Origin of the sequence: Streptomyces sp. NPDC051567 (assembly GCF_044454165.1) — a bacterium.
Taxonomy (GTDB): domain Bacteria; phylum Actinomycetota; class Actinomycetes; order Streptomycetales; family Streptomycetaceae; genus Streptomyces.
Window position 1 is genome coordinate 1 of the sequence record NZ_JBITDK010000049.1, and the last position, 26,614, is coordinate 26,614.

Consider the following 26,614-nt stretch of genomic DNA (forward strand, 5'->3'; position numbering starts at 1 on the left):
CCCCCCCCCCCCCCCCCCCCCCCCCCCCCCCCCCCCCCCCCCCCCCCCCCCGCCGGGGCCGCGCGCGGCGGGGGCCCCCCCCCCCCGCGCCCCCCGCGCCCCCCCCCCCCCCCCCCCCCGCCCCCCCCCCGGCGGGGGGGCCCCCCCCCCCCCGTCCGGCTCCCCGCCCCTCCTCCTCCCCTCCCTCTTCATCTCCCCCCTCTCTCTATGCGCGTAGAAGGAAGTCACCTCATGGACGTCATCTCCGTCATCCGCACCAAGCGGGACCGCGGTGAGCTGAGCCCCGAGCAGATCGACTGGGTCATCGACGCGTACACGCGCGGTGTCGTCGCCGACGAGCAGATGTCGGCGCTGGCGATGGCCATCCTGCTGAACGGCATGAACCGGACCGAGATCGCCCGCTGGACCGCCGCGATGATCGCGAGCGGCGAGCGGATGAACTTCGACTCGCTCTCGCGCCCCACCGCCGACAAGCACTCGACGGGCGGTGTCGGCGACAAGATCACGCTGCCGCTGGCGCCGCTGGTCGCCGCCTGCGGCGCGGCCGTGCCGCAGCTCTCGGGCCGGGGCCTGGGCCACACCGGCGGCACCCTCGACAAGCTGGAGTCCATCCCGGGCTGGCGGGCGCTGCTCTCCAACGAGGAGATGCTGCACGTCCTGGACACCACGGGCGCGGTCATCTGCGCGGCGGGCGACGGCCTGGCCCCCGCCGACAAGAAGCTCTACGCCCTGCGCGACGTGACGGGCACGGTGGAGGCCATCCCGCTGATCGCCTCCTCGATCATGTCGAAGAAGATCGCGGAGGGGACCGGCTCGCTGGTCCTCGACGTCAAGGTCGGCACCGGCGCGTTCATGAAGAACATCGAGGACGCGCGCGAGCTGGCCTCGACCATGGTCGCGCTGGGCACCGACAGCGGCGTCAAGACGATCGCCCTGCTCACCGACATGTCCACCCCGCTCGGCCTGACGGCGGGCAACGCCCTGGAGATCCGCGAGTCCGTGGAGGTCCTCGCGGGCGGCGGCCCCTCGGACGTCGTCGAGCTGACCCTGGCCCTGGCCCGGGAGATGCTGGACGCGGCGGGCATCAAGGACGCCGACCCGGCCAGGGCCCTGGCCGACGGCTCGGCCATGGACGTCTGGCGCCGGATGATCGCGGCACAGGGCGGCGACCCGGACGCGGCGCTCCCGGTGGCACGCGAGCACCACGTGGTGACGGCCCCGGCCTCGGGCGTGCTGACCCGGCTGGACGCGTACGCGGTGGGCGTCGGCGCCTGGCGCCTGGGCGCGGGCCGCGCCCGCAAGGAGGACCCGGTCCAGGCGGGCGCGGGCATCGAGCTCCACGCGAAGCCGGGCGACACCGTGACGGCCGGCCAGCCGCTGCTGACCCTGCACACGGACACCCCGGAGAAGTTCGCGTACGCCCTGGCCGCGCTGGACGGCGCCTACGACATCGCCCCGGCGGGCACCCCCTTCACCGCCACGCCGATCGTCCTGGACCGCATCGCCTGACCTGAACCTTCTCATTCGGGTGAACGGGACCGGTGGACCCCCGCCGGTCCCGTTCGGCATGCTGGGATCGGTGCCGAACCGAGAGAGGGAGCACCCATGAGCGCGCCCGACGTCCTGTTCACCCCGCTCCGCGCCGACGACTGGGAGGAACTGGTCCGCTTCTGGGAAGAGACGGCCGGGCCGGAGGGCTGCAAGGTGGAGATCATCGAGGGGATCGTCACCGTGGCACCACCGCCCGCCGACCGGCACATCATCATCGCGGAAGCCGTCCAGCGCCAGCTGTACGCGGTCCTGTCAGGGGAACTGGGCCTCTACCGGACCCAGAGCGTGGCCGTCCCCTCACGCACGGGCATGTTCATCCCGGACCTCCTGGTCCTGCCGCGCGACCTGCTCTCCGGGCCCGGCAGCTTCGTGAGCCCCGCAGCCGCCGAGCTCGTCGTGGAAGTCACCTCCCCGTCGAACGCGCGGCACGACCGGGTGGCGAAATGCCTCGGATACGCAAAGGCCGGGGTCCCGTTGTACCTGCTGATCGACGCCTTCGCCCCGCTCGGCCCCACCCTCACCCTGCACACCGAACCCCGGGACGGCCTCTACCGCGTCCTTCGCGTCGGCACGTTCGGCGAGCCGTTCCCGCTGCCCGCCCCCTTCGGTCTGGAACTCGACACCTCCGGTTTCCTCGCCGACTGAGGACAGCCCCCGCCGCCGCCGTCACCGGCGCGGGCTCCGCCTACCGGGCCCTGCTGGGACTCGTCGGCCTGATCGGGCTGTTCGGGGAGACCGGTGAGCGGGAACCACCGCGCGGTGTCCGGGAAGGCGTCGCGGCCGACGATCCTGCCGGCTGACATCTCCAGCACCTGGGGCGCCCGTGGAGGGTGCCCCGGCCGTCCTCGCGCGGGCGGGGCCGGCCGAAGGCGGGCAGGCCGTTCGCCGCCGTCGGGAGCGGCGGGGAGCCCTGGCAGCCGATGCCCTGGTCCAGGTGCCGGGCGGCGATGGACCCGTGCCCCTGGAGCCGCAGGTCGTACGGCGGTGCCGACAGCACCGCGTCCTGGTGCAGGAGCATGGTCAGCCGCGCGATGTCGTACGCCTCGAAGGCGCTCAGGTACTGCTCCAGCAGCCGGGCCCGGGCCGGGTCCAGCGGGTCGGCCGGGTCGCTCTCGCGCACCCGCTGCCCGGCGAGGCCGGCCCGCGCCCGCTGGAGCGCGCTGTTCACCGAGGCCACGGTGGTGTCCAGGAGCCGCGCGACCTCGTCCGCCTTCCAGGCCAGCACCTCGCGCAGGATCAGTACGGCCCGCTGCTTGGCGGGCAGGTGCTGGAGGGCCGCGACGAAGGCCAGCCGGACGGACTCCTTGGCCAGCGCGGCCTCGGCCGGGTCGGCGGTCCGGGGCAGCGCCCGGCCGTCCGGCACCGGCTCCGGCCAGGCCGCCCCGGGCCGCTCGTCGAGCACGGCGGACGCCTGGTGCCTCGGGGCGCTGAGGTCCATGGGCCGCGCCCGCTTGCTCCCGGCCTTCAGCAGGTCCAGGCAGACGTTGGTCGCGATCCGGTACAGCCACGAGCGCAGCGAGGACCGGCCCTCGAAGCCCCCGTGGCCGCGCCAGGCGCGCAGGTAGGTGTCCTGCACCGCGTCCTCGGCGTCGAAGGCGGAGCCGAGCATCCGGTAGCAGTGGCCGGCCAGCTCGACGCGGTAGCGGTCCATCGCCTCGTCGAGTTCGGTGCCGGTGGAGAGGTCCGTGCTGGCGGAGAGGTCGGTCATGACGGTTGAACCCCCTGGTAGATCCCGGTCACCGGAAACTATCCGAGGGGTCTGACAATCGCGTTCCAACACCTGCTGGAGCCAAGCCCGTTGGGCCCTGCCCGTCTCCCGCGCCCGTCTGCCGGGGCTCAGCGCGCGACGGCCTGCCGGCCCCGGACCGAGGCCGCGGCCACCACCGCCGGACGCCGCTGAGCGCGGGCCGCGTGGGACCCGTACAGCGTGATCGAGACGACGCCGAGCACGGCCAGCAGCGCGACGCCCACCGTGGCGGGCCAGCCGGACCAGTGGTAGGCGAGGGCGCCCACGGTGCCGCCCGCGCTGGAGCCCAGGTAGTACGCCGACTGGTAGAGCGCGGACGCCTGCGCCCGTCCGGTCGTCGCCGTCCGGCTCACCGCGGCGGAGGCCACGGCGTGCCCGGCGAAGAACCCCGCCGTGATCAGCACCAGCCCGGCCAGGATCGCGGCCAGCGCACCGGAGAGCGAGAGCAGCAGCCCGAGCGCGGTGGTGGTCACGGCCAGGTACAGCGCCCCGCGCCGCCCCGTACGGGCCACCAGCTGCCCGGCGGCGGCCGAGGAGGCCGTGCCGACCAGGTAGACCAGGAAGACCGAGCCGATCACGCCCTGCCCGAGCGAGAACTCGTCCGCCAGCCGGTACCCGACGACCGTGTACACGGCGCCGAAGACGGTCATGAACAGCGCGCCGATCCCGTACAGCCGCAGCAGCAGCGGGTCCCGCAGGTGGCCGCGGACGGTACGTCCCACCGCGCGCGGGTCCATCGAGGCCGGACGGAAGAACCGCGCCCGGGGCAGCAGCACCAGGAAGGCCACCGCGCAGACCAGCGCCAGCACGCCGACCGCCGCCAGCCCCACCCGCCAGCCCCCGAGCTGCGCCGCCCAGCCGGTCACGAGACGGCCGCTCATCCCGCCGATCGAGTTGCCCGCCACGAACAGCCCGATCGCGCCCACCAGCGCCTTGGGCCGGACCTCCTCCGCCAGGTACGCCATCGCCGAGGCCGGGACGCCCGCGATCGCCGCGCCCTGCACGGCCCGCAGCACCACCAGCCACTCCAGGTTCGGCGCGAACGGCACCAGCAGCCCGACGCCGACGGCCACCGCCATCGACCACGTCATCATCCGGGTCCGGCCGAACCGCTCGGACAGCACGCTGAGCGGCAGGACGAAGAGCGCGAGCGCGCCGGTGGCCGCCGACACCGTCCAGCTCGCCCGACCCGCCGTCACCCCGAAGTCCGCGGAGACCGCGGGCAGCAGCGCCTGCGTGGAGTAGAGGAGGGCGAAGGTCGCCAGCCCGGCGGCGAAGAGCGCGAGGCTCATCCGGCGGTAGCCGGGCCGGCCGGGGGAGTGCGGCTCCGGCGGACCGGAGCCCTCCGTGGCGCGGGATCGCGCGGCGGCTTCCGTGGCGTGGGGTTCCGGGGACGACGAGAAGGAGGCACCTGTGGTGACAGGTGCCCCGGTATGAGCGGGAGACATGCCACGACCGTAGGCCCGCCTTTTTCATGCGTCCAATGCACGGATTCGCGATAATCAATCCATTCCTGCATCACCACAGCTCAGGGCGGCGGATGTCAATGAACCGTTACGAAGAAGACATGGCCGTGACACGTCTGCTGGCCCCCCGGCTCGCGTACTTCGCCGCCGTCGCCCGGCACGAGCACGTCACCCGCGCCGCACAGGAACTCGGCGTTCCGCAGTCGACGCTCTCCCGGGCCATGGTCCGCCTCGAACAGGACCTCGGCGTCACGCTGTTCGCCCGCAAGGGCCGCACCGTCGCCCTCACCACCGCGGGCCACGCCTTCCTCGCCTCGGCGGACCGGGCCCTGGCCGAGATCGCCCGCGCCGCCGAATCCGTCCAGCGGGACGCCGACCCGGCCTCCGGCAAGGTGGCCTTCGGCTTCCTGCACACCCTCGGCTCCGAGACCGTCCCCGGCCTGATCCGCGCCTTCCGCGCCGACCACCCCCGCATCCGGTTCTCCCTCGTCCAGAACTACGGCGAGGCCATGCTGGAGCGGCTGCGCGCCGGTGAGCTGGACCTCTGCCTGACCTCGCCCCTGCCCGTCGCCCCCGACCTGGTCGCCCGCCGCCTGGACGAACAGCGGCTGCGCCTGGTCGTCCCGGACGACCACCGCCTCGCCGGCCGCAAGCGCGTCCGCCTGGCCGAGGCCGCCGAGGAAACCTTCGTCACCCTGGAGTCGGGCTACGGCCTGCGCCGGATCACCGACGACCTGTGCGCGGAGGCCGGGTTCGTCCCCCGGGTCGCCTTCGAGGGCGAGGAGGCCGAGACCCTGCGCGGCCTGGTCGCTGCCGGTCTCGGCGTCGCCCTGCTGCCACCGCCCGCCGTGGCCCGCCCCGGCGTGGTCGAGCTGACGGTGACGGCCCCGCGCGCGGTCCGCGAGATCGGCGTCGCCTGGCTCGACGGCCACCCCGACACCCCGCCGGTGGCCGAGTTCAAGCGCTTCCTCCTCTCCCGCCGGGGCCGCCTGCTCCCGGAGCTGTAGGGAGCGGAGCGCCCGGGCCCGCCGGGCCCGACGCGGCACCGGTCACCGCGGCTTCGCGTACTCCCCGTAGCCGGTCCAGTCCAGCGCGACACAGGGCTCGTCGCCCATGACCCAGGCGTCGTGCCCGGGCTCGATCTGGATGAAGTCCCCGGGGCCGATCTCGCCGCGCTCCCCGTCGTCCATGACGACCATCAGACGGCCGCTCACCACGTACCCCGTGTGGGCGGACCGGCAGCTGTCGGTGCCCACCAGCGGCTTCACGTGTTCCGACCAGCGCCACCCCGGTGCGAAGACCGCGCGTCCCACGGGCCCGGCGTCCGTGTCGAAGAGGTCCAGCCGGCCCTTGCCGTCCTCGAACGGACGCGTCTCGTCCGCCTTGTCGAAGCTCCTGTACACCAGTCCGGCCACAGCTCATCGCCTCCCGGAGAGCAGCGCCCCGAGTCCGTTCCTCACTCTACGCCCGGCGCCGCTGCCCGGAAGGCGCCGCCGTTCAGCGCCGCGGGGTGCGGCCGAAGCCGGAGGCCAGGGGCATGCGCAGGCCCAGCGGGGGCGGGGCCGCCAGCGCGTCCGTGACCGGGCGGGAGTAGCGGCCCGAGGAGACCGACCCCAGGACGAAGTCCACGGTCAGGGCCACCACTTCGGACCGGTGCTCCCGCAGTCCGTGCCCGTCCGAGTGGACCTCGAACCGGCACGTGGAACGGTTCGCCTTCTTGGCCCGCGCCGCGAGCAGGAACGAGGTCTCCGGGTCGCTCCGCGGGTCGTTCGTGCCGTGCACGATCAGCACCCGCCGCCCCGACAGCTGTTTCACCGGTTCCTCCGGGCCGCCCGGAGCCGACCGCCCCAGGCACGGGGCGAGCGCCACCACCGCGCCGACGGCGCCGTGCCCCGCCGCCCGCAGCGCCGCCCGGCCGCCCTCCCCGTACCCGGCCAGGCAGACCGGCACGTCCCCGTACCGGCGCACCACCTCGTCCGCCGCCCACCGGGCCTGGTCCTCCCGGGAGGACGGGCCGCCGTGCACGACCGTGTGCGTGACCAGCCCCTGTGCCCCGCCCGCCCGGGCCAGTGCCCGCGCGAGCGGGCGCACCGGACCGGGGGAGAACCGGGCCGCTCCGGGAAGCAGGAGGACCACACCACTGACCGTCGAATCCGAGCCGTTCGCGCCGGCCGCCCGCCCCAGGCGGGCCCCGCGCGCCGGCGGCGCATGCTGTGCCATGCCGGAACAGTCTCAGACGCGGAGGCGAACGCCACCCGTCCGCACGGTCACTGTTATATATCGACCCGCACCGCCACCCCACCGCTCTACGCGCGTAGGAGCTAGAGTGCGCAGATGACGAGCGAGACCCCCAACCTGCCGACCCCGGATCAGATCCGCCGCTCCCCGAAGGTGCTCCTCCACGACCACCTCGACGGTGGGCTGCGCCCGGGGACCATCATCGAGCTGGCCCGCGAGGCCGGCTACGAGAACCTTCCCGAGACCGACGCCGACAAGCTCGGCGCCTGGTTCCGGGAAGCCGCCGACTCCGGCTCCCTCCCGCGCTACCTGGAGACGTTCGCGCACACCTGCGCCGTCATGCAGACGAAGGCCGCCCTCTTCCGGGTCGCCGCGGAGTGCGCCGAGGACCTGGCCGAGGACGGCGTCGTGTACGCCGAGATCCGGTACGCGCCCGAGCAGCACCTGGAGGACGGCCTGACCCTCGAAGAGGTCGTCGAGGCCGTGAACGACGGCTTCCGCGAGGGCGAGCGCCGCGCCAGGGCCAACGGCCACCGCATCCGCGTCGGCGCCCTGCTGACCGCCATGCGCCACGCGGCGCGGGCGCTGGAGATCGCGGAACTGGCCAACCGCTACCGGGACAACGGCGTGGTCGGCTTCGACATCGCCGGTGCCGAGGCCGGGTTCCCCCCCACCCGCCACCTCGACGCCTTCGAGTACCTCAAGCGCGAGAACAACCACTTCACCATCCACGCGGGCGAGGCGTTCGGCCTCCCGTCGATCTGGCAGGCCCTGCAGTGGTGCGGCGCCGACCGCCTCGGCCACGGCGTGAAGATCATCGACGACATCGAGGTCGCCGCCGACGGCTCGGTGACGCTGGGGCGCCTGGCCTCCTACGTCCGGGACAAGCGCATCCCCCTGGAGATGTGCCCGAGCTCCAACCTCCAGACGGGCGCGGCGCTCTCGTACGCCGAGCACCCGATCGGTCTGCTGCGCAAGCTGCACTTCCGGCTCACGGTCAACACCGACAACCGGCTGATGAGCGGCACCAGCATGAGCCGCGAGTTCGAGCACCTGGTCGACACCTTCGGCTATTCGCTCGACGACATGCAGTGGTTCACCGTCAATGCGATGAAGTCCGCGTTCATTCCTTTTGATGAACGACTGGCCATGATCAACGAGGTCATCAAGCCCGGTTACGCGGAGCTGAAGTCGGAGTGGCTTTTCCAGCAGACCGCTTCGACCAGGGGTTCTGTCTCGGCCTAGGCCATGGAACGACAGACGGAAAGCGCCCGGGAGGTTCAACTCCCGGGCGCTTTCTCCTATCGGCGGATGTTTGCGGGAGGGGGTGCGCAGTGACTAGTTTGCGGAGCCGCTCATTTCCCCGTCGCAAGGACGAGATTTCATGAAGCAGTCAGCCGCCAAGACCCTCGGTGTCGCCGTTCTCGGTGCCGCCTTCGCCGCAGTGGCCGCCGGTACCGCCTCGGCCGCCGTCCCCGCCGTCGGCCTCACCGACGCGCTCAGCACCGTCACCGGCGCGACCGAGTCGCTCACCAGCCAGCAGAAGGTGACCGCCCACGAGGGCCAGGCGACCGACCCGGCCGAGGCGCTCGGGTCCGTCACCGAACTGCTCGGCGGTCTGCCGCTCAGCGACCTCGGCTCCTGACCCACCGCGGAACCCGTACGTCCGCACGCCGTACGGAACCGTAGCTCCGTACGCCCGTCCGTACGTCGTCCGTCCGTGCGTCTCTCCGTAGGGCACGCGTTCGCGCACACGCATGGCGCAAACCTGTTCGACCGGGTGTGCGCCATGCCGTGCCGTGTGCCACGCTCACCACCAACTGCCCGCCGAAGCACGGGGTATGAGGTCTCGGTCATGCGCATGAAGGCGCGAGCATGAAGGCACGAGCGGCGACGGCCGCGCTGGTTCCCGCGCTCCTCCTGGCGGCGGGGTGCGGCGGCGCGGGTGCCCCCGCGCCGGGCGCGGACCCCAAGGGCTCCGCGACGGCCTCCGCCACGTCCGGCGCGCCCGTCGCCCCCCGGGCCGGGACCGCGCTCGAACGGGCCGCGCTGGTCCAGGGCGACCTGGACGGCTACCAGATCTCCGCGCAGGGCAAGAACCCCAACGCCCCGCAGGGTCAGCCGCAGGCCGACCGGAAGGCGTGCCAGCCGCTGGCCGACATCATGGGCGACAAACCCGACCCGGCCGCCCGCGAGACGGTCGACCGGGGCATCGGCTCCCAGAAGCAGGTCGGACTGGCCGTCTCCGCCACCCTCAGCTCCTACGCCGAGAGCGACGCCAGGGCCCTGATCGACCGGCTCCACGGCGCGGTAGCGGCCTGCGGTACGGGCTTCTCCGCCACCATCGGCCCGCAGAGCGGCACCTACCGCGACGTACGGGCGACGGAGTACCGGACGGGCGGCGACGAGAGCGTCAGCTGGACCACCACCGTCTCCTCCCAGGGCGTCTCGGCCCCCGCGCACCTGCTCGTCATCCGCGCGGGCGCCACCGTGGTCCGGCTGATGGCCGTCGACGTGACCGCCGCCCGGCAGAAGGTGGAGGTCCCGCACGAGGTGACCGGCAAACAGCTCCAGAAGGTCCGCTCCACCGGCTGACCGGTCCACCCGGCGGGCTGTCGCCGTCACGCCCGCGTCGGGCGGCCGGGTCACCAGGAAGGCCGGGTCACCAGGAAGTGGTGGGCTTCTCGTTCGGCAGGAGCAGCCACAGCGCCAGGTAGATCAGGAACTGCGGGCCGGGCAGCACGCACGAGACGACGAAGAGGACGCGCACGGTGTTCCTGGAGATCCCGAAGCGGCGCGCCAGTCCGGCGCAGACGCCACCGATCCATCGTCCGTCGCGGGGGCGGGCAAGGGCGCTCATGGTCTCTCCTTCGTCGGGTCCGCTCTGTCTGCGGTGTGCCTCAATACTCGCGCGGGACCGCCGACAGGACCTCGGTCCACGGGCCTAGCCCGACCCTGGTAATTCTCGGGGTGGACCCCTGAGAGGAACGCCGCACCCGTGCCCGCAGCGCCGGGACGAGGGCCACGTGGGTCAGGAGCACCCCGGCGGTGTTCAGGAAGATCGAGTCCACGTCGACCACCTGGCCCGGGACGGCGGTCTGGAGCATCTCGATGGTCGTCGAGACCAGCACGGCCGCCGCGGCGGTCCGGGCCAGCGAGGACCAGGCGCCCATCGGCGAGGTCACGAGCCGCCCCCCGGCCACCGGCAGCAGCACTCCCAGCGGGGCGAGCAGCGCCAGCCCCTCCCCGATCCGCCGGGCGGCCTCCAGCGGCCCGTACGCGAGGTCGGCCCTGATCCCCGCCAGCGGGGTCAGATTGGCCGCGGCGGCCCAGGGCACGTCCAGGGGCCGCAGGGTCAGCCAGCCGACCAGGAGCAGATGAGCGGTCAGCAGGACACCGCCCAGCAGGCGGAACCGGACCCGGAGAAGGACGGCGGTGACGGTGGTGGCGGCACTGCCGCCGGCCTCATGACGCTGCACAGGTGCGAGGACGCGCCATCCGGTGGCCCCGGTTCCGCCGGGCCCCGGGGTGTGGCGCGCACCACGGCCGGGGCGGCCGGAGCGTCACGGCCGGAGCGCCGGTCCCGGGGTCGGGCCCGCCGCCGGGACCGGCCCGTCACGTGGCCACAGCCCGGCCACAGCCCGGTCCCGCCCGGTCCGCCGTACCGGTGTCCGGCCCGGCGGTGCCCGGCCCGGCGGTGCCCGGTTCCGGTCAGCCCACGGCGAGGACGGCGATCAGCAGGACCGCGCCGGCCACCGTGGGGGCGATGATCTCGTAGGACCAGCGCACGCGGACGCCGCCCTGGGCGCCGGGCCGGGCGGCGCCGCGTTCGGCCAGCTCCCGCAGCTCGTCCACGACCCGGTCCGCGCTGGCCCGCTGCGGCGGGGCCGGCTGCGCCGACCGCTCCCCGGCGGACAGGTCCCGGCCGGTGAGGCCCCGGCCGCCCAGCCGCTGCCGCTGCGCCTTCTTCCGCTCGCGCAGCGAGACGGGCACGGACCAGAGCTGGTACTTCGCGCCCTCGGCCAGCACCTCCGCCGAGTACCCGGACCGCACCGCGTCCACGGCGCCCCAGGGCAGCTCGATGACCCGGAAGGGGTTCCGTACGCGCAGCCGGTCGGCGTTGGCGAAGACGGCCGGGCGGAGCGTGAAGGCGATGACGAGCGGGGCCGCGCACAGCGCCAGCGCCATCGCGATCCACGGCGTGTGCCCGGAGCCGCGCAGCGCGGCGTCCCCGCAGAGCCAGGCGGTCAGCGCGAGCAGCAGCACCCCGGTGGCGATGGCCATGGAGGAGCGGTAGACGCGGTCGTCGTAGACAGGCTCGTCGGTGGGCTGCTGGCTGCTCATACGGTCGATTCTGCCCCACCGTGTCCCCGGCCCGCCGCCGCCCGGTCCGCAGGAGGGGCGGCGGGCCGGGGACACGGTGGGGAGGTGTCGGTTCCGCAGCGGTTCCGGGGGAGGGGGTGACATGCAGCTACGCGCGTAGATATGCTCATCTGGTGACCATGCCCACCACCCTCACCGCATTCGCCGACGTGACGACGTCCGACAGTGCGCTGCGCCGCTTCCTGCACGGGCTGCCCGGCGTCGACGCTGTCGGCCTGGAGGCCCGCGCGGCCGCCCTCGGCACCCGCTCGGTCAAGACGACGGCCAAGGCGTACGCGATCGACCTGGCCATCTCGATGATCGACCTGACGACGCTGGAAGGAGCGGACACCCCGGGCAAGGTCCGGGCGCTCTCCGCCAAGGCCGTCCACCCCGATCCGACCGACCGCTCCACGCCCACCACCGCCGCCGTCTGCGTCTATCCGGACATGGTGGCCACCGCCAAGGCGGCCCTGAACGGGGCCGACGTCAAGGTGGCCTCCGTCGCCACCGCGTTCCCCGCCGGCCGCGCGGCCCTGCCCGTCAAGCTCGCGGACACCCGTGACGCCGTCGCCGCGGGCGCCGACGAGATCGACATGGTCATCGACCGTGGCGCCTTCCTCGCCGGCCGCTACCTCGACACGTACGAGCTGATCAAGGCGGTCAAGGCGGAGTGCGTCCGGCCCGACGGGAGCGCGGCCCGGCTCAAGGTCATCTTCGAGACCGGCGAGCTGTCCACGTACGACAACATCCGCCGCGCCTCCTGGATCGGCATGCTCGCGGGCGCCGACTTCATCAAGACGTCGACCGGCAAGGTCGGGGTCAACGCGACCCCCGCCAACACCCTGCTCATGCTCGAAGCCGTCCGTGACTTCCGGGCGCAGACCGGCGTCCAGATCGGTGTGAAGCCGGCCGGCGGCATCCGCACCACCAAGGACGCGATCAAGTTCCTGGTCCTGGTCAACGAGACCGTGGGCGAGGACTGGCTGAGCAACCACTGGTTCCGCTTCGGCGCCTCCAGCCTGCTCAACGACCTGCTGATGCAGCGCCAGAAGCTGAGCACCGGCCGTTACTCCGGTCCCGACTACGTGACGGTGGACTGATCACCATGGCATCCCTCTTCGAGTACGCACCGGCCCCCGAGTCCCGCTCGGTCGTCGACATCGCGCCGTCCTACGGCCTCTTCATCGACGGCGAGTTCACCGACGCCGCCGACGGCAAGGTCTTCAAGACCGTCTCGCCCTCCACCGAGGAGGTACTGGCCGAGGTCGCCCAGGCGGGCGCCGCCGATGTCGACCGCGCCGTGAAGGCGGCCCGCAGGGCCTTCGAGAAGTGGTCCGCGCTGCCCGGCTCCGAGCGCGCCAAGTACCTCTTCCGCATCGCCCGGATCATCCAGGAGCGCAGCCGCGAGCTGGCCGTCCTGGAGACCCTGGACAACGGCAAGCCGATCAAGGAGACCCGCGACGCGGACCTCCCGCTGGTCGCCGCGCACTTCTTCTACTACGCGGGCTGGGCCGACAAGCTCGACCACGCCGGGTTCGGCCGGAGGACGACGGATGGGCGCAGCGGGGCGAACCCGCGCCCGCTCGGTGTGGCCGGCCAGGTCATCCCGTGGAACTTCCCGCTCCTGATGCTCGCGTGGAAGATCGCCCCGGCGCTCGCCACCGGCAACACGGTCGTCCTGAAGCCCGCCGAGACCACCCCGCTCTCCGCCCTGTTCTTCGCGGACATCTGCCGCCAGGCCGGGCTGCCCAAGGGCGTCGTCAACATCCTCCCGGGCTACGGCGACGCGGGCGCGGCCCTCGTCGAGCACCCGGACGTGAACAAGGTCGCCTTCACCGGCTCCACCGCCGTCGGCAAGGCCATCGCGCGCCAGGTCGCCGGTACGGACAAGAAGGTCACCCTGGAGCTGGGCGGCAAGGGCGCCAACATCGTCTTCGACGACGCCCCCGTCGACCAGGCCGTCGAGGGCATCGTCACCGGCATCTTCTTCAACCAGGGCCAGGTCTGCTGCGCGGGCTCGCGCCTGCTGGTCCAGGAGTCGGTCCACGACGAGGTGCTCGACTCGCTCAAGCGCCGCCTGTCCACGCTGCGCCTGGGCGACCCGCTCGACAAGAACACCGACATCGGCGCCATCAACTCCGCCGCCCAGCTGGCCCGGATCACCGCGCTCGCGGAGACCGGCGAGGCCGAGGGCGCCGAGCGCTGGTCCCCGGAGTGCGAGCTGCCGTCGGCCGGTTTCTGGTTCGCCCCGACGCTCTTCACGAACGTCACCCAGGCGCACACCGTCGCCCGCGACGAGATCTTCGGCCCGGTGCTGTCCGTGCTGACCTTCCGTACGCCCGACGAGGCCGTCGCCAAGGCCAACAACACCCAGTACGGCCTGTCCGCCGGCATCTGGACGGAGAAGGGCTCGCGCATCCTCGCGGTCGCGAGCAAGCTCCGTGCGGGTGTGGTGTGGGCCAACACGTTCAACAAGTTCGACCCGACCTCGCCCTTCGGCGGCTACAAGGAGTCGGGCTTCGGGCGCGAAGGCGGCCGTCACGGCCTGGAGGGCTACCTCGATGTCTGATTCCACGGTGTCCACGGCGTCCACGGCGCGGCTGAGCGTCTTCAAGACCTACAAGCTGTACGTGGGCGGGAAGTTCCCGCGTTCCGAGAGCGGCCGGGTGTACGAGGTGAGCGACTCCAAGGGCAAGTGGCTGGCCAACGCCCCGCTGTCCTCCCGCAAGGACGCCCGTGACGCGGTCGTCGCCGCCCGCAAGGCGTTCGGCGGCTGGTCGGGCGCGACCGCGTACAACCGCGGTCAGATCCTCTACCGCGTCGCCGAGATGCTGGAGGGCCGCCGGGAGCAGTTCGTCCGTGAGGTCGGCGAGGCCGAGGGGCTCTCGAAGTCCAAGGCCGCCGCCGTGGTGGACGCGGCGATCGACCGCTGGGTCTGGTACGCGGGCTGGACCGACAAGATCGGCCAGATCACGGGCGGGGCCAACCCGGTCGCGGGCCCGTTCTTCAACCTGTCCACCTCGGAGCCGACCGGTGTGGTCACGGTCGTGGCCCCGCAGGACTCCTCGTTCCTGGGCCTGGTCTCGGTGATCGCCCCGGTCATCGCGACGGGCAACACGGCCGTCGTGATCGCCTCGGAGAAGTCCCCGCTGCCCGCCCTCTCCCTGGGCGAGGTGCTGGCCACCTCCGACCTGCCCGGCGGCGTGGTCAACATCCTCTCCGGCAAGGCCGCCGAGATGGGCCCGCACCTGGCCTCGCACCAGGACGTCAACGCGATCGACCTGGCGGGCGCGGGTGCGGAGCTGGCCAAGGAGCTGGAGATCGCCGCGGCCGACAACCTCAAGCGCGTCCTGCGTCCGCAGTCCGTGGACAACTGGAACGCGGACCCGGGCACCGCGCGCCTGACGGCGTTCCTGGAGATCAAGACGGTCTGGCACCCGACGGGTTCGCTCGGCTCGGGCGGCTCCTCGTACTAGCCCCGCCCGGCGTACGGAACCGGCCCCGGCAGCGCTCCCGCGCTGCCGGGGCCTTCCGTGTCCTCCCGTGCGGCTGAGGAGCCGTACGGGCCGCTCGTGGCGCGGCGGCCTACGACACGGCGCCCGGCAGCAGCGGGTTCAGCAGGGAGGCGGCGGCCGCGGTGGGCAGTTCGCCGACCGAGGAGCCTCGGGTCAGGCTGCCGGTGACCATGCTCGTGCCGACCGAGGGGAAGTCCGCGATCTTGGTGGCCACGCCGTTGTTCAGCGGGTCCACGCCCGTGTTGGCCAGCGGGTTCACCTTCAGGTTCGCGATCGGGTCGACGACCCCGGACAGGGCCGCCGGGACCGACAGTTCGCCCGCCTGGGCGCCACCGGCGGCCAACGCCAGGGCGGCTCCCGCCATCGAGAGGGTCAGCCCCGCGGTGCGCAGGGTGCGGCCGGTGGCTCCGGGGGTGCGAGGTGCTGCGTGACGTGCCATGGGAATCCCGCCTGTGGTCGTAGTCGCGTGCGCACGCAGCGTAGTTGAGGTGTGATCCTGGATACCAACCGGCCGCCGGGAGGGTCCCCTGCGCGGGGTAATGGTTCACACTTGGGTTCCGTGAGCTGTTCCTCTCCCCTGCCGACCCGCGTCGTTCTCCTGACCGGCCCGTCGGGCTCCGGAAAATCCTCGTTGGCCGCCCGTTCAGGGCTGCCCGTGCTGCGCCTCGACGACTTCTACAAGGAGGGCGACGACCCCACCCTCCCGCTGGTCGACGGCAGCTCCGACATCGACTGGGACTCCCCGCTGTCCTGGGACGCGGACACGGCGATCGCCGCGATCGCCGAACTGTGCGCGGCGGGGCGGACCCAGGTCCCGGTCTACGACATCGCCACCTCCTCGCGGACGGGCGCCGAGTCCCTGGACATCTCGCGGACCCCGCTCTTCATCGCCGAGGGGATCTTCGCCGCCGACATCGCGGCCCGCTGCCAGGAACTGGGGCTGCTGGCCGACGCGATCTGCCTGCGCGGCCGTCCCTCGACCACCTTCCGCCGCCGCCTCGCCCGTGACCTGCGCGAGGGGCGCAAGTCGCTGCTGTTCCTGCTGCGGCGAGGGTTGCGGCTGATGCGGGCGGAGCGGGGCATCGTGGCCCGTCATGTCGCGCTGGGCGCGCACGCGTGTGCCCGGGACGAGGCCCTGGGCCGTCTCGCCGCCGCCGCGGCCGGCCGCCACCGCACGGCCGCCACCACGTAGCCCCCGGGGGCGTTCCGGCGGGTCCCGGCCCGGCGGCGGCGCACGCGAGAAGGCGGGACCACGCGGACCCCCGGCCGCCTGATCCCGCCTTCTCCCCCCGTGGCCCCCGCCCCACCCCCGCAGGACGGGCCCCCGGCCCGATGGTCTTGCCGGCCGCTCCGCGCGGCCTTTCCCGTGACGAGTCCCCCTGAAGGGTCCCCGTGACGCGTCCTAAGCGACGAGTTCCCCGAAGGACTCCGCCTCGTCCCGCCCGAAGCTCAGCGCCTCGTCGTCGCGCAGCCGCCGCAGCGACCGCCAGATGCTCGACTTCACCGTGCCGACGCTGATCCCGAGGATCTCCGCGATCTCCGGGTCCGTGCGGCCCTCGTAGTAGCGCAGCACCAGCATCGTGCGCTGCGGCTCCGGGATGCGGGCCAGCGCCTGCCAGAGCACCGCGCGCAGCTCCGTACCGCGCATCGCGTCCGTGTCGGAGGCCGTCTCCGGCAGCTCCTCCGTCGGGTACTCGTTCAGCTTCCGGCGCCGCCAGGCGCTGATGTGCAGGTTGGTCATCGTCCGCCGCAGGTAGCCGCCGACGGCCGCCTTGTCGGTGATCCGGTCCCAGGCGCGGTACGTGGAGAACAGCGCGCTCTGCAACAGGTCCTCGGCCTCGTGGCGGTCGCCGGTGAGGTGGAAGGCCGTCGCGTACAGGGCGGAGCGGCGCTCCCGGACGTACGCCGTGAACTCCGCCTCCGAGGCCGGGCCCGGCGCGGGGCGCTGGGCGGGGACGGCGGCGGTAGTGGTGGTGGCGGCGGGTCGGTGGCCGTAGGAGTCGACGGCGACCAGGTGCGCCGGACGGGTACGGGCCACCGGCGCCGTGCGGACCGTGGCCCGCCGGTTCATCTCGTGCAGCCGCGTGACGACCGCGCTGGTCGTGGTGCTGTGCAGCGTGTTCATCTCGCGCCCCCCGTCGTGGAGTCTGCTTCGGTCCGTGGCTTTCGCTTGATGAAAGGAAGCCTGCCCGGCGGAGATAACCGGGGTGTCCGTCGACTGTCACAGCCCTGTCACAGCCCGCCCGAGGCCGTGTCCACCGATGCGGGGCGGTCGAGCGTCCACGGCCGATGGGACAGAATGAGCGCGTGCCTTTCCTGTTGCTGATCGAGGACGACGACGCCATCCGCACGGCCCTCGAACTCTCCCTGTCACGCCAGGGCCACCGTGTGGCCACCGCGGCGACGGGCGAGGACGGCCTCAAACTCCTGCGCGAGCAGCGGCCCGACCTGATCGTGCTGGACGTGATGCTGCCCGGGATCGACGGTTTCGAGGTGTGCCGCCGCATCCGCCGCACCGACCAGCTGCCGATCATCCTGCTCACCGCGCGCAGCGACGACATCGACGTGGTCGTGGGCCTGGAGTCCGGCGCCGACGACTACGTGGTCAAACCCGTGCAGGGCCGGGTGCTCGACGCCCGCATCCGGGCCGTGCTGCGCCGTGGCGAGCGCGAGTCCAGCGACTCCGCGAGCTTCGGCGGCCTCGTCATCGACCGGGCCGCGATGACGGTCACGAAGAACGGCGACGACCTCCAGCTCACCCCGACCGAGCTGCGGCTGCTGCTCGAACTCAGCCGCCGTCCCGGCCAGGCCCTCTCCCGCCAGCAGTTGCTGCGGCTGGTCTGGGAGCACGACTACCTGGGCGACTCGCGGCTCGTCGACGCCTGTGTGCAGCGGCTGCGCGCCAAGGTCGAGGACGTGCCGTCCTCGCCCACCCTGATCCGTACCGTGCGGGGCGTCGGGTACCGGCTGGACTCGCCGCAGTGATCCCGGCGCTGCTCGCGGGCCGGCGCTGGACCAGCCTGCGGCTGCGGCTCCTCGTCGTCTTCGCGCTGGTCGCCCTGACGGCCGCGGTCTCCGCCTCCGGGATCGCGTACTGGCTCAACCGGGAGGCCGTCCTCACCCGGACCCAGGACGCCGCCCTCGGCGACTTCCGGCAGGAGATGCAGAACCGGGCCGCGGCGCTGCCCGCGGACCCGACGCCCGAGGAGATGCAGCGCGCCGCCGAGCTGATGGCGGACAGCAGCCCCGGGTACAGCGTGCTGCTGGTGGACGAGCGCGACGACGGCCGCAAGGTGTCCGGCGCGGCGGGACCCGACGCCTTCGGGCTGGGCGACGTACCGCAGTCCCTCCAGCACGCGGTGAACGACCGGCAGAAGACGACGGCCGCGAACGACGCCGAGTACCACGTGTACTGGCAGCGGACCACGCCGCGCGGCAATCCGTACCTGGTCGGCGGGACGCGGATCGTGGGTGGCGGGCCGACCGGCTACATGTACAAGTCGCTGGCGCAGGAACGGCAGGACCTCAACGCGCTCGCCTGGTCGCTGACGATCGCGACGGGCCTGGCGCTGCTCGGCTCCGCGCTGCTGGCGCAGGTGGCGGCGCGGACCGTGCTCAAGCCCGTGCAGCGCCTGGGTGACGCGGCGCGGCGCCTGGGCGAGGGGGAGCTGGACCACCGGCTGGACGTGTCGGGGACCGACGAGCTGGCCGATCTGTCGCACACCTTCAACAAGACGGCGGAGGCGCTGGAGAAGAAGGTCGCCGACATGAGCGCGCGGGAGGAGGCGAGCCGGCGGTTCGTCGCGGACATGTCGCACGAGCTGCGGACGCCGCTGACGGCGCTGACGGCGGTCGCCGAGGTGCTGGAGGAGGAGGTCGACGACCTCGACCCGATGATCGCCCCGGCGGTGGCGCTGGTGGTCAGCGAGACCCGGCGCCTGAACAACCTGGTCGAGAACCTGATGGAGGTCACCCGCTTCGACGCGGGCACGGCCCGGCTGGTCCTGGACGACGTGGACGTGGCCGACCAGGTCACCGCCTGCATCGACGTCCGGGCCTGGCTCGACGCGGTGGAACTCGACGCCGAGCGGGGCATCATGGTCCGGCTCGACCCGCGCCGCCTCGACGTCATCCTGGCCAATCTGATCGGCAACGCGCTCAAGCACGGCGGCTCGCCGGTGCGGGTGTCGGTGACCGTGGAGGGGGAGTGGCTGGTGGTGACGGTCAAGGACAACGGGCCGGGCATCCCGCAGGACGTCCTGCCGCACGTCTTCGACCGGTTCTACAAGGCGAGCGCGTCGCGCCCGCGTTCGGACGGCAGCGGGCTGGGCCTGTCGATCGCACGGGAGAACGCGCACATCCACGGCGGCGAGATCGCCGCCGCCAACGCCGAGGGGGGCGGGGCGGTCTTCACGCTGCGGCTGCCGGTGGACGTGGGGAAGGTGATCACGGGTGACGAGGCGTAAGACTGCCCGGCAGTCGGTCCGGCGGTCGGTCCGGCAATCCGTTCGGCGCTCGGTGCGGCGGTCCGTCCAGCGGGGGGCGCCGGTGCTGGTGGCGCTGGTGGGTCTCGCGGGGGCCGCCGGGTGCGGGATCAGGGCGACGACCGTGCCGGTGGACGTGGGCGCGGCGCCTTCGCGGGTCTCGTGCGACACGCCCGCGCAGCCGGGCGGGCAGAGCGGGACGCAGGGGTTCCGGGCCACGGTGGAACTGGTCTGCGGCTCGCAGCTCGTCGGCGTGGAACGGGTGGTCCCGGTGCCGGAGAAGCGGGTGCTGCGCGACCCCGTGGCCCTGGTGGCGCAGGCGCTGCTGGAGGCGCTGGGGCGGACGCCGTCCACGGAGGAGCGGGACGCGGGCTTCACCACCGGGGTCCCGGACGAGCTGACGGCGGTCGCGCCGAGGCCGGGCGACCCGGCGGGCACGGTCCGGCTGAGCCGTAAGCCGGAGGATCTGCTTCCGGTGGCGCTGGCGCAGGTCGTGTGCACGCTGTCGGCCGCCGCCGGGGTATCGCCGGGGCCCGGCCCGGTGGTGCTGGGCGGTCCGGACACGGACCCGCCGAGGTCCTGGGAGTGCACGGACGCGGTCCGCGCCCGCCCGGAATCCATCCCCACCCTGGGCGAACTCGCCCGCCCGGCCGCTCCCCCGTCACCCACGTCCCCGGCCGCCTCGCCGTCGGGACGCTGAGGGGTCCGCGCCCCCTTCGTCCGGGTGGCCGGGTGGCCGGGTGGCCGGGTGGGACCGTGACGCCGAAGCCTTCTCGACGTGGCTCGCCGACCGCCGACCGCCGCTGCTGGACCGCGTCACCGAACCCCGTCCGGCACACCGCCCGCCGGTGCCCGGACGGGAAGGGCGCCGGTTCCCCGCTCGCCCCCGACCGTACGAACGCGCCCGCCCGGCCGGTGTGCGAGCGGGCGAGGGCGCGGGTGCGGACGGGCGGCCCGAACGCGCGGAGCCCCCGGGCCCGGTCCCCGGGGAAGGGGTGGGCGCGGGGGCTCCGCGGTGGTGCCGGGGGGTCAGATGCCGGCGGCTGCCGAGAGGTCCTTCTTGAGGGCGTCCAGGATCTCCTGGGCGCGGACGCGGGCCTCGGGGAGGGCGGTGGCGCCGGGGACCGGGACCACGACCTCCAGGTAGCACTTCAGCTTCGGCTCCGTGCCGGACGGGCGCACGATCACCCGGGCCCGGTGGTCGCCGTCCAGGTGGTAGCGCAGGCCGTCCGTGGGCGGGAGCGACTCCGTGCCCTCGTTCAGGTCCTCCGCCGAGGTCACCCGCAGGCCCGCCAGCGAGACGGGCGGCTCCGCGCGCAGCGCGGCCATCGCCGAGGCGATCACCGACAGGTCCGAGACGCGGACCGACAGCTGGTCGGTGGCGTGCAGGCCGTGGGTCACGGCCAGCTCGTCCAGCAGGTCGGTCAGGCCGCGGCCCTCCTCCTTCAGCTCCGAGGCCAGCTCGGCCACGAGCAGGGCGGCGGTGACGCCGTCCTTGTCGCGGACGCCCTCGGGGTCCACGCAGTAGCCGAGCGCCTCCTCGTACCCGTAGCGCAGGCCCTCGACGCGGGCGATCCACTTGAAGCCCGTCAGGGTCTCCTCGTAGCCGACGCCCGCCGCCTCCGCGATCCGTCCCAGCAGGGAGGAGGAGACGATCGACTCGGCGAAGACGCCCCGCGCGCCCTTGCGCACCAGGTGGGCGGCGAGCAGCGCGCCGACCTCGTCGCCGCGCAGCATCCGCCAGCCGGGGGCCGCCGTCGGGTCCGGGACGGCCACCGCGCAGCGGTCCGCGTCCGGGTCGTTGGCGATGACGATGTCGGGCCGCACCCGGGTGGCCGTCGCGAAGGACAGGTCCATCGCGCCCGGTTCCTCCGGGTTGGGGAAGGCCACCGTCGGGAAGGCCGGGTCCGGCTCCGCCTGCTCGGCTACGAGCACCGGCGCCGGGAAGCCGTGCCGGGCGAAGGCCGCCAGGACGACGTCCTTGCCGACGCCGTGCAGGGCCGTGTAGACGGTCCGCACCCCGCGCGGGGAACCGGGGGTCAGGACGGCGTCCGTACGGGCCAGGTAGGCCGCCAGGACCTCGTCGCCCAGCTCCTCCCAGCCGGACTCCGGGCGGGGCACCGAGGCGAGGGTGTCCACGCGGTCGATCTCCGCCGCGATCTCCGTGTCCGCCGGGGAGACGATCTGGGAGCCGTCGCCGAGGTAGACCTTGTAGCCGTTGTCCCGGGGCGGGTTGTGGCTCGCGGTCACCTCGACACCGGCGACGGCGCCCAGGTGCCGTATGGCGTACGCGAGGACGGGCGTCGGCAGCGGGCGGGGCAGGACGGCCGCGCGCAGCCCGGCGCCGGTCATCACGGCGGCGGTGTCGCGGGCGAAGTCCGCCGACTTGTAGCGCGCGTCGTAGCCGACGACGACCAGACCGCCGGCGTGGCCCTGTGCCTTCAGGTAGGCCGCCAGGCCCGCCGCGGCCCGGATGACCACGGCACGGTTCATCCGCATCGGGCCCGCGCCCAGCTCACCGCGGAGCCCGGCGGTGCCGAACTGGAGGGTGCCGGAGAAACGCTCCGCGAGCTCCGCCGTGTCGCCCGCCTCGATGAGCGCGGCGAGTTCCCGGGCCGTCTGCGGGTCCGGGTCCTCGTCGAGCCAGTTCCGGGCCCGGGTGATCAGGTCGTCCTGTTCCTGCACTGCTTCCGCCTTACCTCTCGTGCCTCTCGTACCTCTGGTGTTTCTAGATGCGGGCGAGGACCTGGGTCAGCAGCTTGCCCATGCGCGCGGCCGAGTCGCGGCCGGCCTGGAGCACCTCTTCGTGGTTGAGGGGCTCGCCGGAGATGCCCGCCGCCAGGTTGGTGACCAGCGAGATGCCGAGCACCTCGGCGCCGGCCTCACGGGCGGCGATGGCCTCCAGCACGGTGGACATGCCGACCAGGTCGGCGCCCAGCACGCGGATCATGTTGATCTCGGCCGGGGTCTCGTAGTGCGGGCCGGGGAACTGGACGTAGACGCCCTCTTCGAGGGTCTCGTCGATCTCCTTGCACAGGGCTCGCAGCCGCGGCGAGTAGAGGTCGGTGAGGTCCACGAAGTTGGCGCCGACGATCGGCGAGGTGGCCGTCAGGTTCAGGTGGTCGCTGATCAGCACCGGCTGGCCGGGCTTCATGCCCTCGCGCAGCCCGCCGCAGCCGTTGGTCAGGACGATGGTCTTGCAGCCCGCCGCGACGGCGGTGCGGACACCGTGGGCGACGGCGGCGACGCCGCGGCCCTCGTAGTAGTGGGTCCGGCCGAGGAAGAGCAGCGCGCGCTTGTCGCCGATCTTGTACGAGCGGATCGTGCCGCCGTGGCCCTCGACGGCGGGGGCCGGGAAGCCGGGCAGGTCGGTGACCGGGAACTCGGCCTCGGGTGCGCCGAGCGACTCGGCGGCAGGGGCCCAGCCGGAGCCCATGACGAGGGCGACATCGTGGGAGTCGGCGCCGGTGAGCTCACGCAGGCGCACGGCTGCGGCGTCGGCCGCGGCGTAGGGATCGGTAACTGTTGCGTTCACGCGGACGAGCGTAACCGGTCAGCCCCTACGCGCGTAGATGGCACAGCTCACGGTGTTCGGATCGTTGCCTTGTCGTTTCCGCCGAATGGTCTCCGACGGGGGGTACGGGGCCGGTCGGGCGGCGCCGTACGGGCCGTACGGGGCTGCGCCCCGGCCCCCTGGGGCTCCGCCCCCGGACCCCCGCGCCTCAAGTGCCGGCGGGGCTGGAAAGACCCGGGGCTCTGCCCCGGACCCCGTGCCTCAAGCTCCCCCAGCTACCGCTGGGAGGTGCCCCCTGGCGAGGCTGGAAGATGCGCCGGGGCGGAGAGTGTGCGCCGGGGCCGGAAGGGCCAGGGGCCTCGGGTGGGTCAGCAGGGGCGTTTGCGGAGTTCCATCACGTAGTCGTGGGGGGCGCCCGCGGATTCGGCGGCGTCGGCGATCTCGCCGAGGTAGCGCGCGGAGGGGAGGCCGCCCTCGTAGCCGTTCAGGACGTAGATCCAGGTCGCTTCCTCGCCGTCCAGCGTGTGCACCCGTACCCGCATCCGGCGGTAGATGTCGAGCCCGACGCCTTCCCACCGGTCCATCGAGTCCTCGTCCAGCGGCGCGATGTCGTACAGAGCGACGAAGACCTGGTGGCGCGGGGCCTCGACGACCGTGGCCAGCGCCCCCTCCCAGCCCATCTGCTCGCCGCCGAAGGTCAGCCGCCAGTCGTTGATCCAGCCCGTGCCGCGCAGCGGCGAATGCGGAGCGCGGCGCGTCATCAGCCGCGGGTCGAGGTTGCCGGCGTACGCGGCGTAGAGCGACATGAGGTCGAGAGTACGGGAGGGGCGGGCCGGGCCGCGTGCCCGGCCGTGGTCCCGGCCGCCGTCCCGGATGGCGGACCGGTAGCGGAGCACCTTGATGCGTGCGGGACAATGGGGCACGGAATGCATCCCCCGGGGGAAACCCCCGGAACACCGGCCGGGGCGGCAGCCGGCCGGGTAGACGTGAGGCGGACTTTTCGTGACCCGGATCGTGATCATCGGCGGCGGACCCGGCGGGTATGAGGCGGCCCTCGTGGGGGCCCAGCTCGGCGCGGAGGTGACCGTCGTGGACTGCGACGGTCTGGGCGGGGCGTCCGTCCTCACCGACTGCGTGCCCTCCAAGACGCTCATCGCGACCGCCGAGGTCATGACGACCTTCGACTCGTCGTACGAGGAGCTGGGGATCGTCGTCGCCGACGACACCCCGCACCTGGAGCAGGCCGCGCGTGTCGTGGGCGTCGACCTCGGCAAGGTGAACCGGCGCGTCAAGCGCCTCGCGCTCGCCCAGTCGCACGACATCACCGCCTCCGTCACCCGGGCCGGCGCCCGCGTGGTGCGGGGCCGCGGCAAGCTCGGCGGGCCGCAGGGCATCGACGGCACCCGGGACGTGATCGTCACCGCCGCCGACGGCTCGGAGACCATCCTGACCGCCGACGCCGTGCTCATCGCGACCGGTGGACACCCGCGCGAGATCCCCGACGCGATGCCCGACGGCGAGCGCATCCTGAACTGGACCCAGGTCTACGACCTCGAAGAGCTCCCGGAGGAACTCATCGTCGTCGGCTCCGGTGTGACCGGCGCCGAGTTCGCCGGGGCCTACCAGGCCCTGGGCTCCCGGGTCACCCTGGTCTCCTCCCGGGACCGCGTGCTGCCCGGCGAGGACCCGGACGCGGCGGCCGTCCTGGAGGACGTCTTCCGCCGCCGGGGCATGAACGTCATCGGCCGCTCCCGCGCCGAGTCCGCCAAGCGCGTCGGCGACCGGGTCGAGGTCACCCTCTCCGACGGCCGGGTCCTGACCGGCACCCACTGCCTGATGGCGGTCGGCGCCGTGCCCAACACCGGCGGGATGAACCTGGAGGAGTCCGGGGTCCGGCTCAAGGAGTCCGGGCACATCTGGACCGACAAGGTCTCCCGCACCTCCTCGCCCGGCGTGTACGCGGCGGGCGACGTCACCGGCGTCTTCGCGCTCGCCTCGGTCGCGGCCATGCAGGGCCGCATCGCGATGTACCACTTCCTGGGCGACGCGGTGGCCCCGCTGGACCTGAAGACGGTCTCCTCGAACGTCTTCACCGACCCCGAGATCGCCACCGTCGGCTACACCCAGGCCGACGTGGACTCCGGCCGGATCGACGCCCGCGTCGTGAAGCTGCCGCTGCTGCGCAACCCGCGCGCGAAGATGCAGGGCATCCGGGACGGGTTCGTGAAGATGTTCTGCCGTCCGGGCACCGGCATCATCGTCGGCGGTGTGGTCGTCTCGCCGCGCGCGAGCGAGCTGATCCACCCGATTTCGATCGCGGTCGACAACAACCTGACCGTCGAGCAGATCGCAAACGCGTTCACCGTGTACCCCTCGCTGTCGGGTTCGATCGCGGAGGTGGCCCGCCAGCTGCACACCCGCAAGACCGACGACGGGGCGTAGTCCTCGCCAACCGCCGCGCACCGCAAGGTTCTTGACGGTTCGGTGCCGCTCCCGCCGGGGGCGCCGCCGAACCGTCCGGTTGCGTATACCACCGGTTGCCCCACCTGACGGACAACTTCGGTGTTCCGGTGTAAAGAGCTGAAAGCAGACGGTCGTTGGCGTTACTGTCAGTTTCGTGTTCGCTGCAGAACGTCGCCAATTGATTCTCGAAATGGTGCGGGCCAACGGAGCGGTATCGCTCCGGGAGCTCGCCCGCGTCGTCCAGACCTCCGAAGTGACCGTACGGCGGGACGTGCGGGCGCTGGAGGCAGAAGGACTCCTCGACCGCCGGCACGGCGGTGCGGTACTGCCGGGCGGCTTCACGCGGGAGTCCGGCTTTCCGCAAAAATCCCATCTCGCGGCGGCGGAGAAGAGCGCCATCGCCGATGTCGCGGCCGGCCTCGTCGAAGAAGGCGAGGCCGTCGTCGTCGGCGCGGGCACCACGACCCAGGAGCTGGCCCGCCGGCTCGCCCGGGTGCCCGGACTGACCGTCGTCACCAACTCGCTGCTCGTCGCCCAGGCCCTGGCCCACGCCAACCGGGTCGAGGTGGTGATGACCGGCGGCACCCTGCGCGGGTCCAACTACGCGCTCGTGGGCAGCGGGGCCGAACAGTCCCTCCAGGGGCTGCGGGTCACCCGGGCCTTCCTGTCGGGCAGCGGTCTGACCGCCGAGCGCGGCCTGTCCACCTCCAACATGCTCTCCGCGAGCGTGGACCGGGCGCTGGTGCAGGCGGCGGCGGAGGTGGTGGTCCTGGCCGATCACACGAAGCTCGGCACGGACACCATGTTCCAGACCGTGCCCACCGATGTGATGACACGGCTGGTGACGGACGAGCCGCCGCCGCACGACGACCGGGCGGGCACCGAACTCCAGGCGCTGGCCGACCAGGGCGTGCAGATCACCGTGGCCGGGGGCGCCGTCCCCGCCGGCGGGGACGCGATGGCGGGCCGCCGCCCGCGCCGTGACTCCCCCCTCCCGGTCCAGCGCCGCAACGGCCCCGCCGGACAACTGCGCAGCGCGGGCGCGCTGCCGGACCCGGGAGAACGGGAACGCGCGAGGGTGGCGGACCTGCGGCGGCGGTAGCGGGAGCAGCGGCAGTACCGCGCCGTAGCGGTACACGGACGAGGCCGGCGGGGGGGGGGGGGGCCCCCCCCCCCGCCGGGGGGGGGGCCCGCCGCGCAACCAAACCCATAAGCCCCCCGCCGGGGGCCGGGGGGGGGGGGTGCGGGGCGGCAATCCATTAAAAAGCAGA

At 73.3% G+C, this 26,614-nt stretch carries 26 protein-coding genes and 1 pseudogene; 15 read left to right on the forward strand and 12 right to left on the reverse strand.

Translation table 11 applies throughout. From position 1 onward, the window contains the following. The first annotated feature begins 231 nt into the window (after window positions 1–231). Together ACIA5F_RS29985 and ACIA5F_RS29990 are read left to right on the forward strand one after the other, a co-directional pair. A complete protein-coding gene (locus tag ACIA5F_RS29985) occupies window positions 232–1,509 on the forward strand; it encodes a thymidine phosphorylase (protein ID WP_399358427.1) in 1,278 nt (425 codons plus the stop codon). Window positions 1,510–1,605: 96 nt separating this feature from the next. After that, window positions 1,606–2,196 (forward strand): Uma2 family endonuclease, encoded by a 591-nt coding sequence (locus tag ACIA5F_RS29990; protein ID WP_399358429.1) that lies wholly within the window; start codon window positions 1,606–1,608, stop codon window positions 2,194–2,196. A gap of 62 nt (window positions 2,197–2,258) precedes the next feature. On the opposite strand, the pseudogene ACIA5F_RS29995 reads toward ACIA5F_RS29990, so the two are convergent. Both ACIA5F_RS29995 and ACIA5F_RS30000 read right to left on the reverse strand, forming a co-directional pair. Beyond that, window positions 2,259–3,259 (reverse strand): annotated as a pseudogene (locus ACIA5F_RS29995) (sigma-70 family RNA polymerase sigma factor); the annotation flags it as partial. 128 nt (window positions 3,260–3,387) lie between these two features. Further along, on the reverse strand, window positions 3,388–4,746 hold the full coding sequence (locus ACIA5F_RS30000) for an MFS transporter (protein ID WP_399358431.1): 1,359 nt from the start codon (window positions 4,744–4,746) through the stop codon (window positions 3,388–3,390). A gap of 98 nt (window positions 4,747–4,844) precedes the next feature. Between ACIA5F_RS30000 and ACIA5F_RS30005 the strand changes: the two genes are divergently transcribed. After that, window positions 4,845–5,771, forward strand: a complete 927-nt coding sequence (locus ACIA5F_RS30005; RefSeq protein WP_399358470.1) for a LysR family transcriptional regulator — start codon at window positions 4,845–4,847, stop codon at window positions 5,769–5,771. 42 nt (window positions 5,772–5,813) lie between these two features. On the opposite strand, the gene ACIA5F_RS30010 is transcribed toward ACIA5F_RS30005, so the two are convergent. Both ACIA5F_RS30010 and ACIA5F_RS30015 read right to left on the reverse strand, forming a co-directional pair. Further along, window positions 5,814–6,179 carry a cupin domain-containing protein gene (locus ACIA5F_RS30010; protein ID WP_399358433.1) on the reverse strand — a complete coding sequence of 122 codons (366 nt, stop codon included), beginning with the start codon at window positions 6,177–6,179 and terminating at the stop codon, window positions 5,814–5,816. Window positions 6,180–6,261: 82 nt separating this feature from the next. Beyond that, on the reverse strand, window positions 6,262–6,984 hold the full coding sequence (locus tag ACIA5F_RS30015; RefSeq protein WP_399358435.1) for an alpha/beta hydrolase: 723 nt from the start codon (window positions 6,982–6,984) through the stop codon (window positions 6,262–6,264). Between the two features lie 114 nt (window positions 6,985–7,098). Between ACIA5F_RS30015 and ACIA5F_RS30020 the strand changes: the two genes are divergently transcribed. From ACIA5F_RS30020 to ACIA5F_RS30030, 3 genes are all read left to right on the forward strand, one after another. Further along, window positions 7,099–8,247 (forward strand): adenosine deaminase, encoded by a 1,149-nt coding sequence (locus ACIA5F_RS30020; protein WP_399358437.1) that lies wholly within the window; start codon window positions 7,099–7,101, stop codon window positions 8,245–8,247. A 139-nt stretch (window positions 8,248–8,386) separates the two neighbouring features. Further along, complete coding sequence (locus ACIA5F_RS30025; RefSeq protein ID WP_399358439.1) at window positions 8,387–8,647, forward strand: hypothetical protein; 261 nt, start codon at window positions 8,387–8,389, stop codon at window positions 8,645–8,647. Window positions 8,648–8,877: 230 nt separating this feature from the next. Next, on the forward strand, window positions 8,878–9,597 hold the full coding sequence (locus ACIA5F_RS30030; RefSeq protein WP_399358441.1) for a hypothetical protein: 720 nt from the start codon (window positions 8,878–8,880) through the stop codon (window positions 9,595–9,597). Window positions 9,598–9,664: 67 nt separating this feature from the next. Here ACIA5F_RS30030 and ACIA5F_RS30035 read toward each other — a convergent pair whose 3' ends face one another. From ACIA5F_RS30035 to ACIA5F_RS30045, 3 genes are all read right to left on the reverse strand, one after another. Beyond that, complete coding sequence (locus ACIA5F_RS30035) at window positions 9,665–9,862, reverse strand: PspC domain-containing protein (RefSeq protein ID WP_399358443.1); 198 nt, start codon at window positions 9,860–9,862, stop codon at window positions 9,665–9,667. A gap of 40 nt (window positions 9,863–9,902) precedes the next feature. After that, window positions 9,903–10,481 (reverse strand): VanZ family protein, encoded by a 579-nt coding sequence (locus ACIA5F_RS30040; RefSeq protein ID WP_399358445.1) that lies wholly within the window; start codon window positions 10,479–10,481, stop codon window positions 9,903–9,905. A gap of 232 nt (window positions 10,482–10,713) precedes the next feature. After that, entirely contained in the window at window positions 10,714–11,346 is a 633-nt protein-coding gene (locus tag ACIA5F_RS30045; protein ID WP_399358447.1) for a PH domain-containing protein, read from the reverse strand. 158 nt (window positions 11,347–11,504) lie between these two features. Here ACIA5F_RS30045 and deoC point away from each other — a divergent pair, with 158 nt between their 5' ends. From deoC to ACIA5F_RS30060, 3 genes are read left to right on the forward strand one after another with little or no spacing between them, the layout of a single operon-like run. Then, window positions 11,505–12,467, forward strand: a complete 963-nt coding sequence (deoC, locus tag ACIA5F_RS30050; protein WP_399358472.1) for a deoxyribose-phosphate aldolase — start codon at window positions 11,505–11,507, stop codon at window positions 12,465–12,467. A 5-nt stretch (window positions 12,468–12,472) separates the two neighbouring features. Further along, complete coding sequence (locus ACIA5F_RS30055; RefSeq protein WP_399358449.1) at window positions 12,473–13,936, forward strand: aldehyde dehydrogenase family protein; 1,464 nt, start codon at window positions 12,473–12,475, stop codon at window positions 13,934–13,936. Beyond that, window positions 13,929–14,843 carry an aldehyde dehydrogenase family protein gene (locus ACIA5F_RS30060; protein WP_399358451.1) on the forward strand — a complete coding sequence of 305 codons (915 nt, stop codon included), beginning with the start codon at window positions 13,929–13,931 and terminating at the stop codon, window positions 14,841–14,843. The genes ACIA5F_RS30055 and ACIA5F_RS30060 overlap by 8 nt, the downstream gene beginning before the upstream one ends. Before the next feature lie 109 nt (window positions 14,844–14,952). Here ACIA5F_RS30060 and ACIA5F_RS30065 read toward each other — a convergent pair whose 3' ends face one another. Then, window positions 14,953–15,321, reverse strand: coding sequence for a hypothetical protein (locus ACIA5F_RS30065; protein WP_399358453.1), 369 nt, complete (start codon window positions 15,319–15,321; stop codon window positions 14,953–14,955). 54 nt (window positions 15,322–15,375) lie between these two features. On the opposite strand from ACIA5F_RS30065, the gene ACIA5F_RS30070 reads away from it, so the two are divergent. Beyond that, window positions 15,376–16,074, forward strand: coding sequence for a uridine kinase (locus tag ACIA5F_RS30070; protein WP_399358474.1), 699 nt, complete (start codon window positions 15,376–15,378; stop codon window positions 16,072–16,074). Between the two features lie 210 nt (window positions 16,075–16,284). Here the strand turns inward: ACIA5F_RS30070 and ACIA5F_RS30075 are convergent, their stop codons facing one another. Further along, on the reverse strand, window positions 16,285–17,007 hold the full coding sequence (locus tag ACIA5F_RS30075; RefSeq protein WP_399358455.1) for a SigE family RNA polymerase sigma factor: 723 nt from the start codon (window positions 17,005–17,007) through the stop codon (window positions 16,285–16,287). Between the two features lie 182 nt (window positions 17,008–17,189). On the opposite strand from ACIA5F_RS30075, the gene afsQ1 reads away from it, so the two are divergent. From afsQ1 to ACIA5F_RS30090, 3 genes are all read left to right on the forward strand, one after another. Then, complete coding sequence (gene afsQ1 / locus ACIA5F_RS30080; protein ID WP_399358457.1) at window positions 17,190–17,867, forward strand: two-component system response regulator AfsQ1; 678 nt, start codon at window positions 17,190–17,192, stop codon at window positions 17,865–17,867. Next, on the forward strand, window positions 17,864–19,348 hold the full coding sequence (locus ACIA5F_RS30085) for an ATP-binding protein (RefSeq protein ID WP_399358458.1): 1,485 nt from the start codon (window positions 17,864–17,866) through the stop codon (window positions 19,346–19,348). Before afsQ1 ends, ACIA5F_RS30085 begins: the two co-directional genes overlap by 4 nt. A gap of 82 nt (window positions 19,349–19,430) precedes the next feature. Then, window positions 19,431–20,066, forward strand: coding sequence for a hypothetical protein (locus tag ACIA5F_RS30090; RefSeq protein WP_399358460.1), 636 nt, complete (start codon window positions 19,431–19,433; stop codon window positions 20,064–20,066). Window positions 20,067–20,395: 329 nt separating this feature from the next. Here ACIA5F_RS30090 and ACIA5F_RS30095 read toward each other — a convergent pair whose 3' ends face one another. The 3 genes from ACIA5F_RS30095 to ACIA5F_RS30105 form a co-directional block, all read right to left on the reverse strand. Next, window positions 20,396–22,051: a phospho-sugar mutase gene (locus ACIA5F_RS30095; RefSeq protein WP_399358462.1), complete on the reverse strand. Its 1,656-nt coding sequence runs from the start codon at window positions 22,049–22,051 to the stop codon at window positions 20,396–20,398. Between the two features lie 43 nt (window positions 22,052–22,094). Then, entirely contained in the window at window positions 22,095–22,901 is an 807-nt protein-coding gene (locus tag ACIA5F_RS30100) for a purine-nucleoside phosphorylase (RefSeq protein ID WP_399358464.1), read from the reverse strand. Between the two features lie 347 nt (window positions 22,902–23,248). Further along, on the reverse strand, window positions 23,249–23,686 hold the full coding sequence (locus ACIA5F_RS30105; protein WP_399358476.1) for a gamma-glutamylcyclotransferase: 438 nt from the start codon (window positions 23,684–23,686) through the stop codon (window positions 23,249–23,251). A 196-nt stretch (window positions 23,687–23,882) separates the two neighbouring features. Between ACIA5F_RS30105 and ACIA5F_RS30110 the strand changes: the two genes are divergently transcribed. Further along, entirely contained in the window at window positions 23,883–25,322 is a 1,440-nt protein-coding gene (locus ACIA5F_RS30110; protein WP_399358466.1) for an NAD(P)H-quinone dehydrogenase, read from the forward strand. A 175-nt stretch (window positions 25,323–25,497) separates the two neighbouring features. Then, complete coding sequence (locus ACIA5F_RS30115) at window positions 25,498–26,445, forward strand: DeoR/GlpR family DNA-binding transcription regulator (RefSeq protein ID WP_399358468.1); 948 nt, start codon at window positions 25,498–25,500, stop codon at window positions 26,443–26,445. Window positions 26,446–26,614 lie beyond the last annotated feature (169 nt).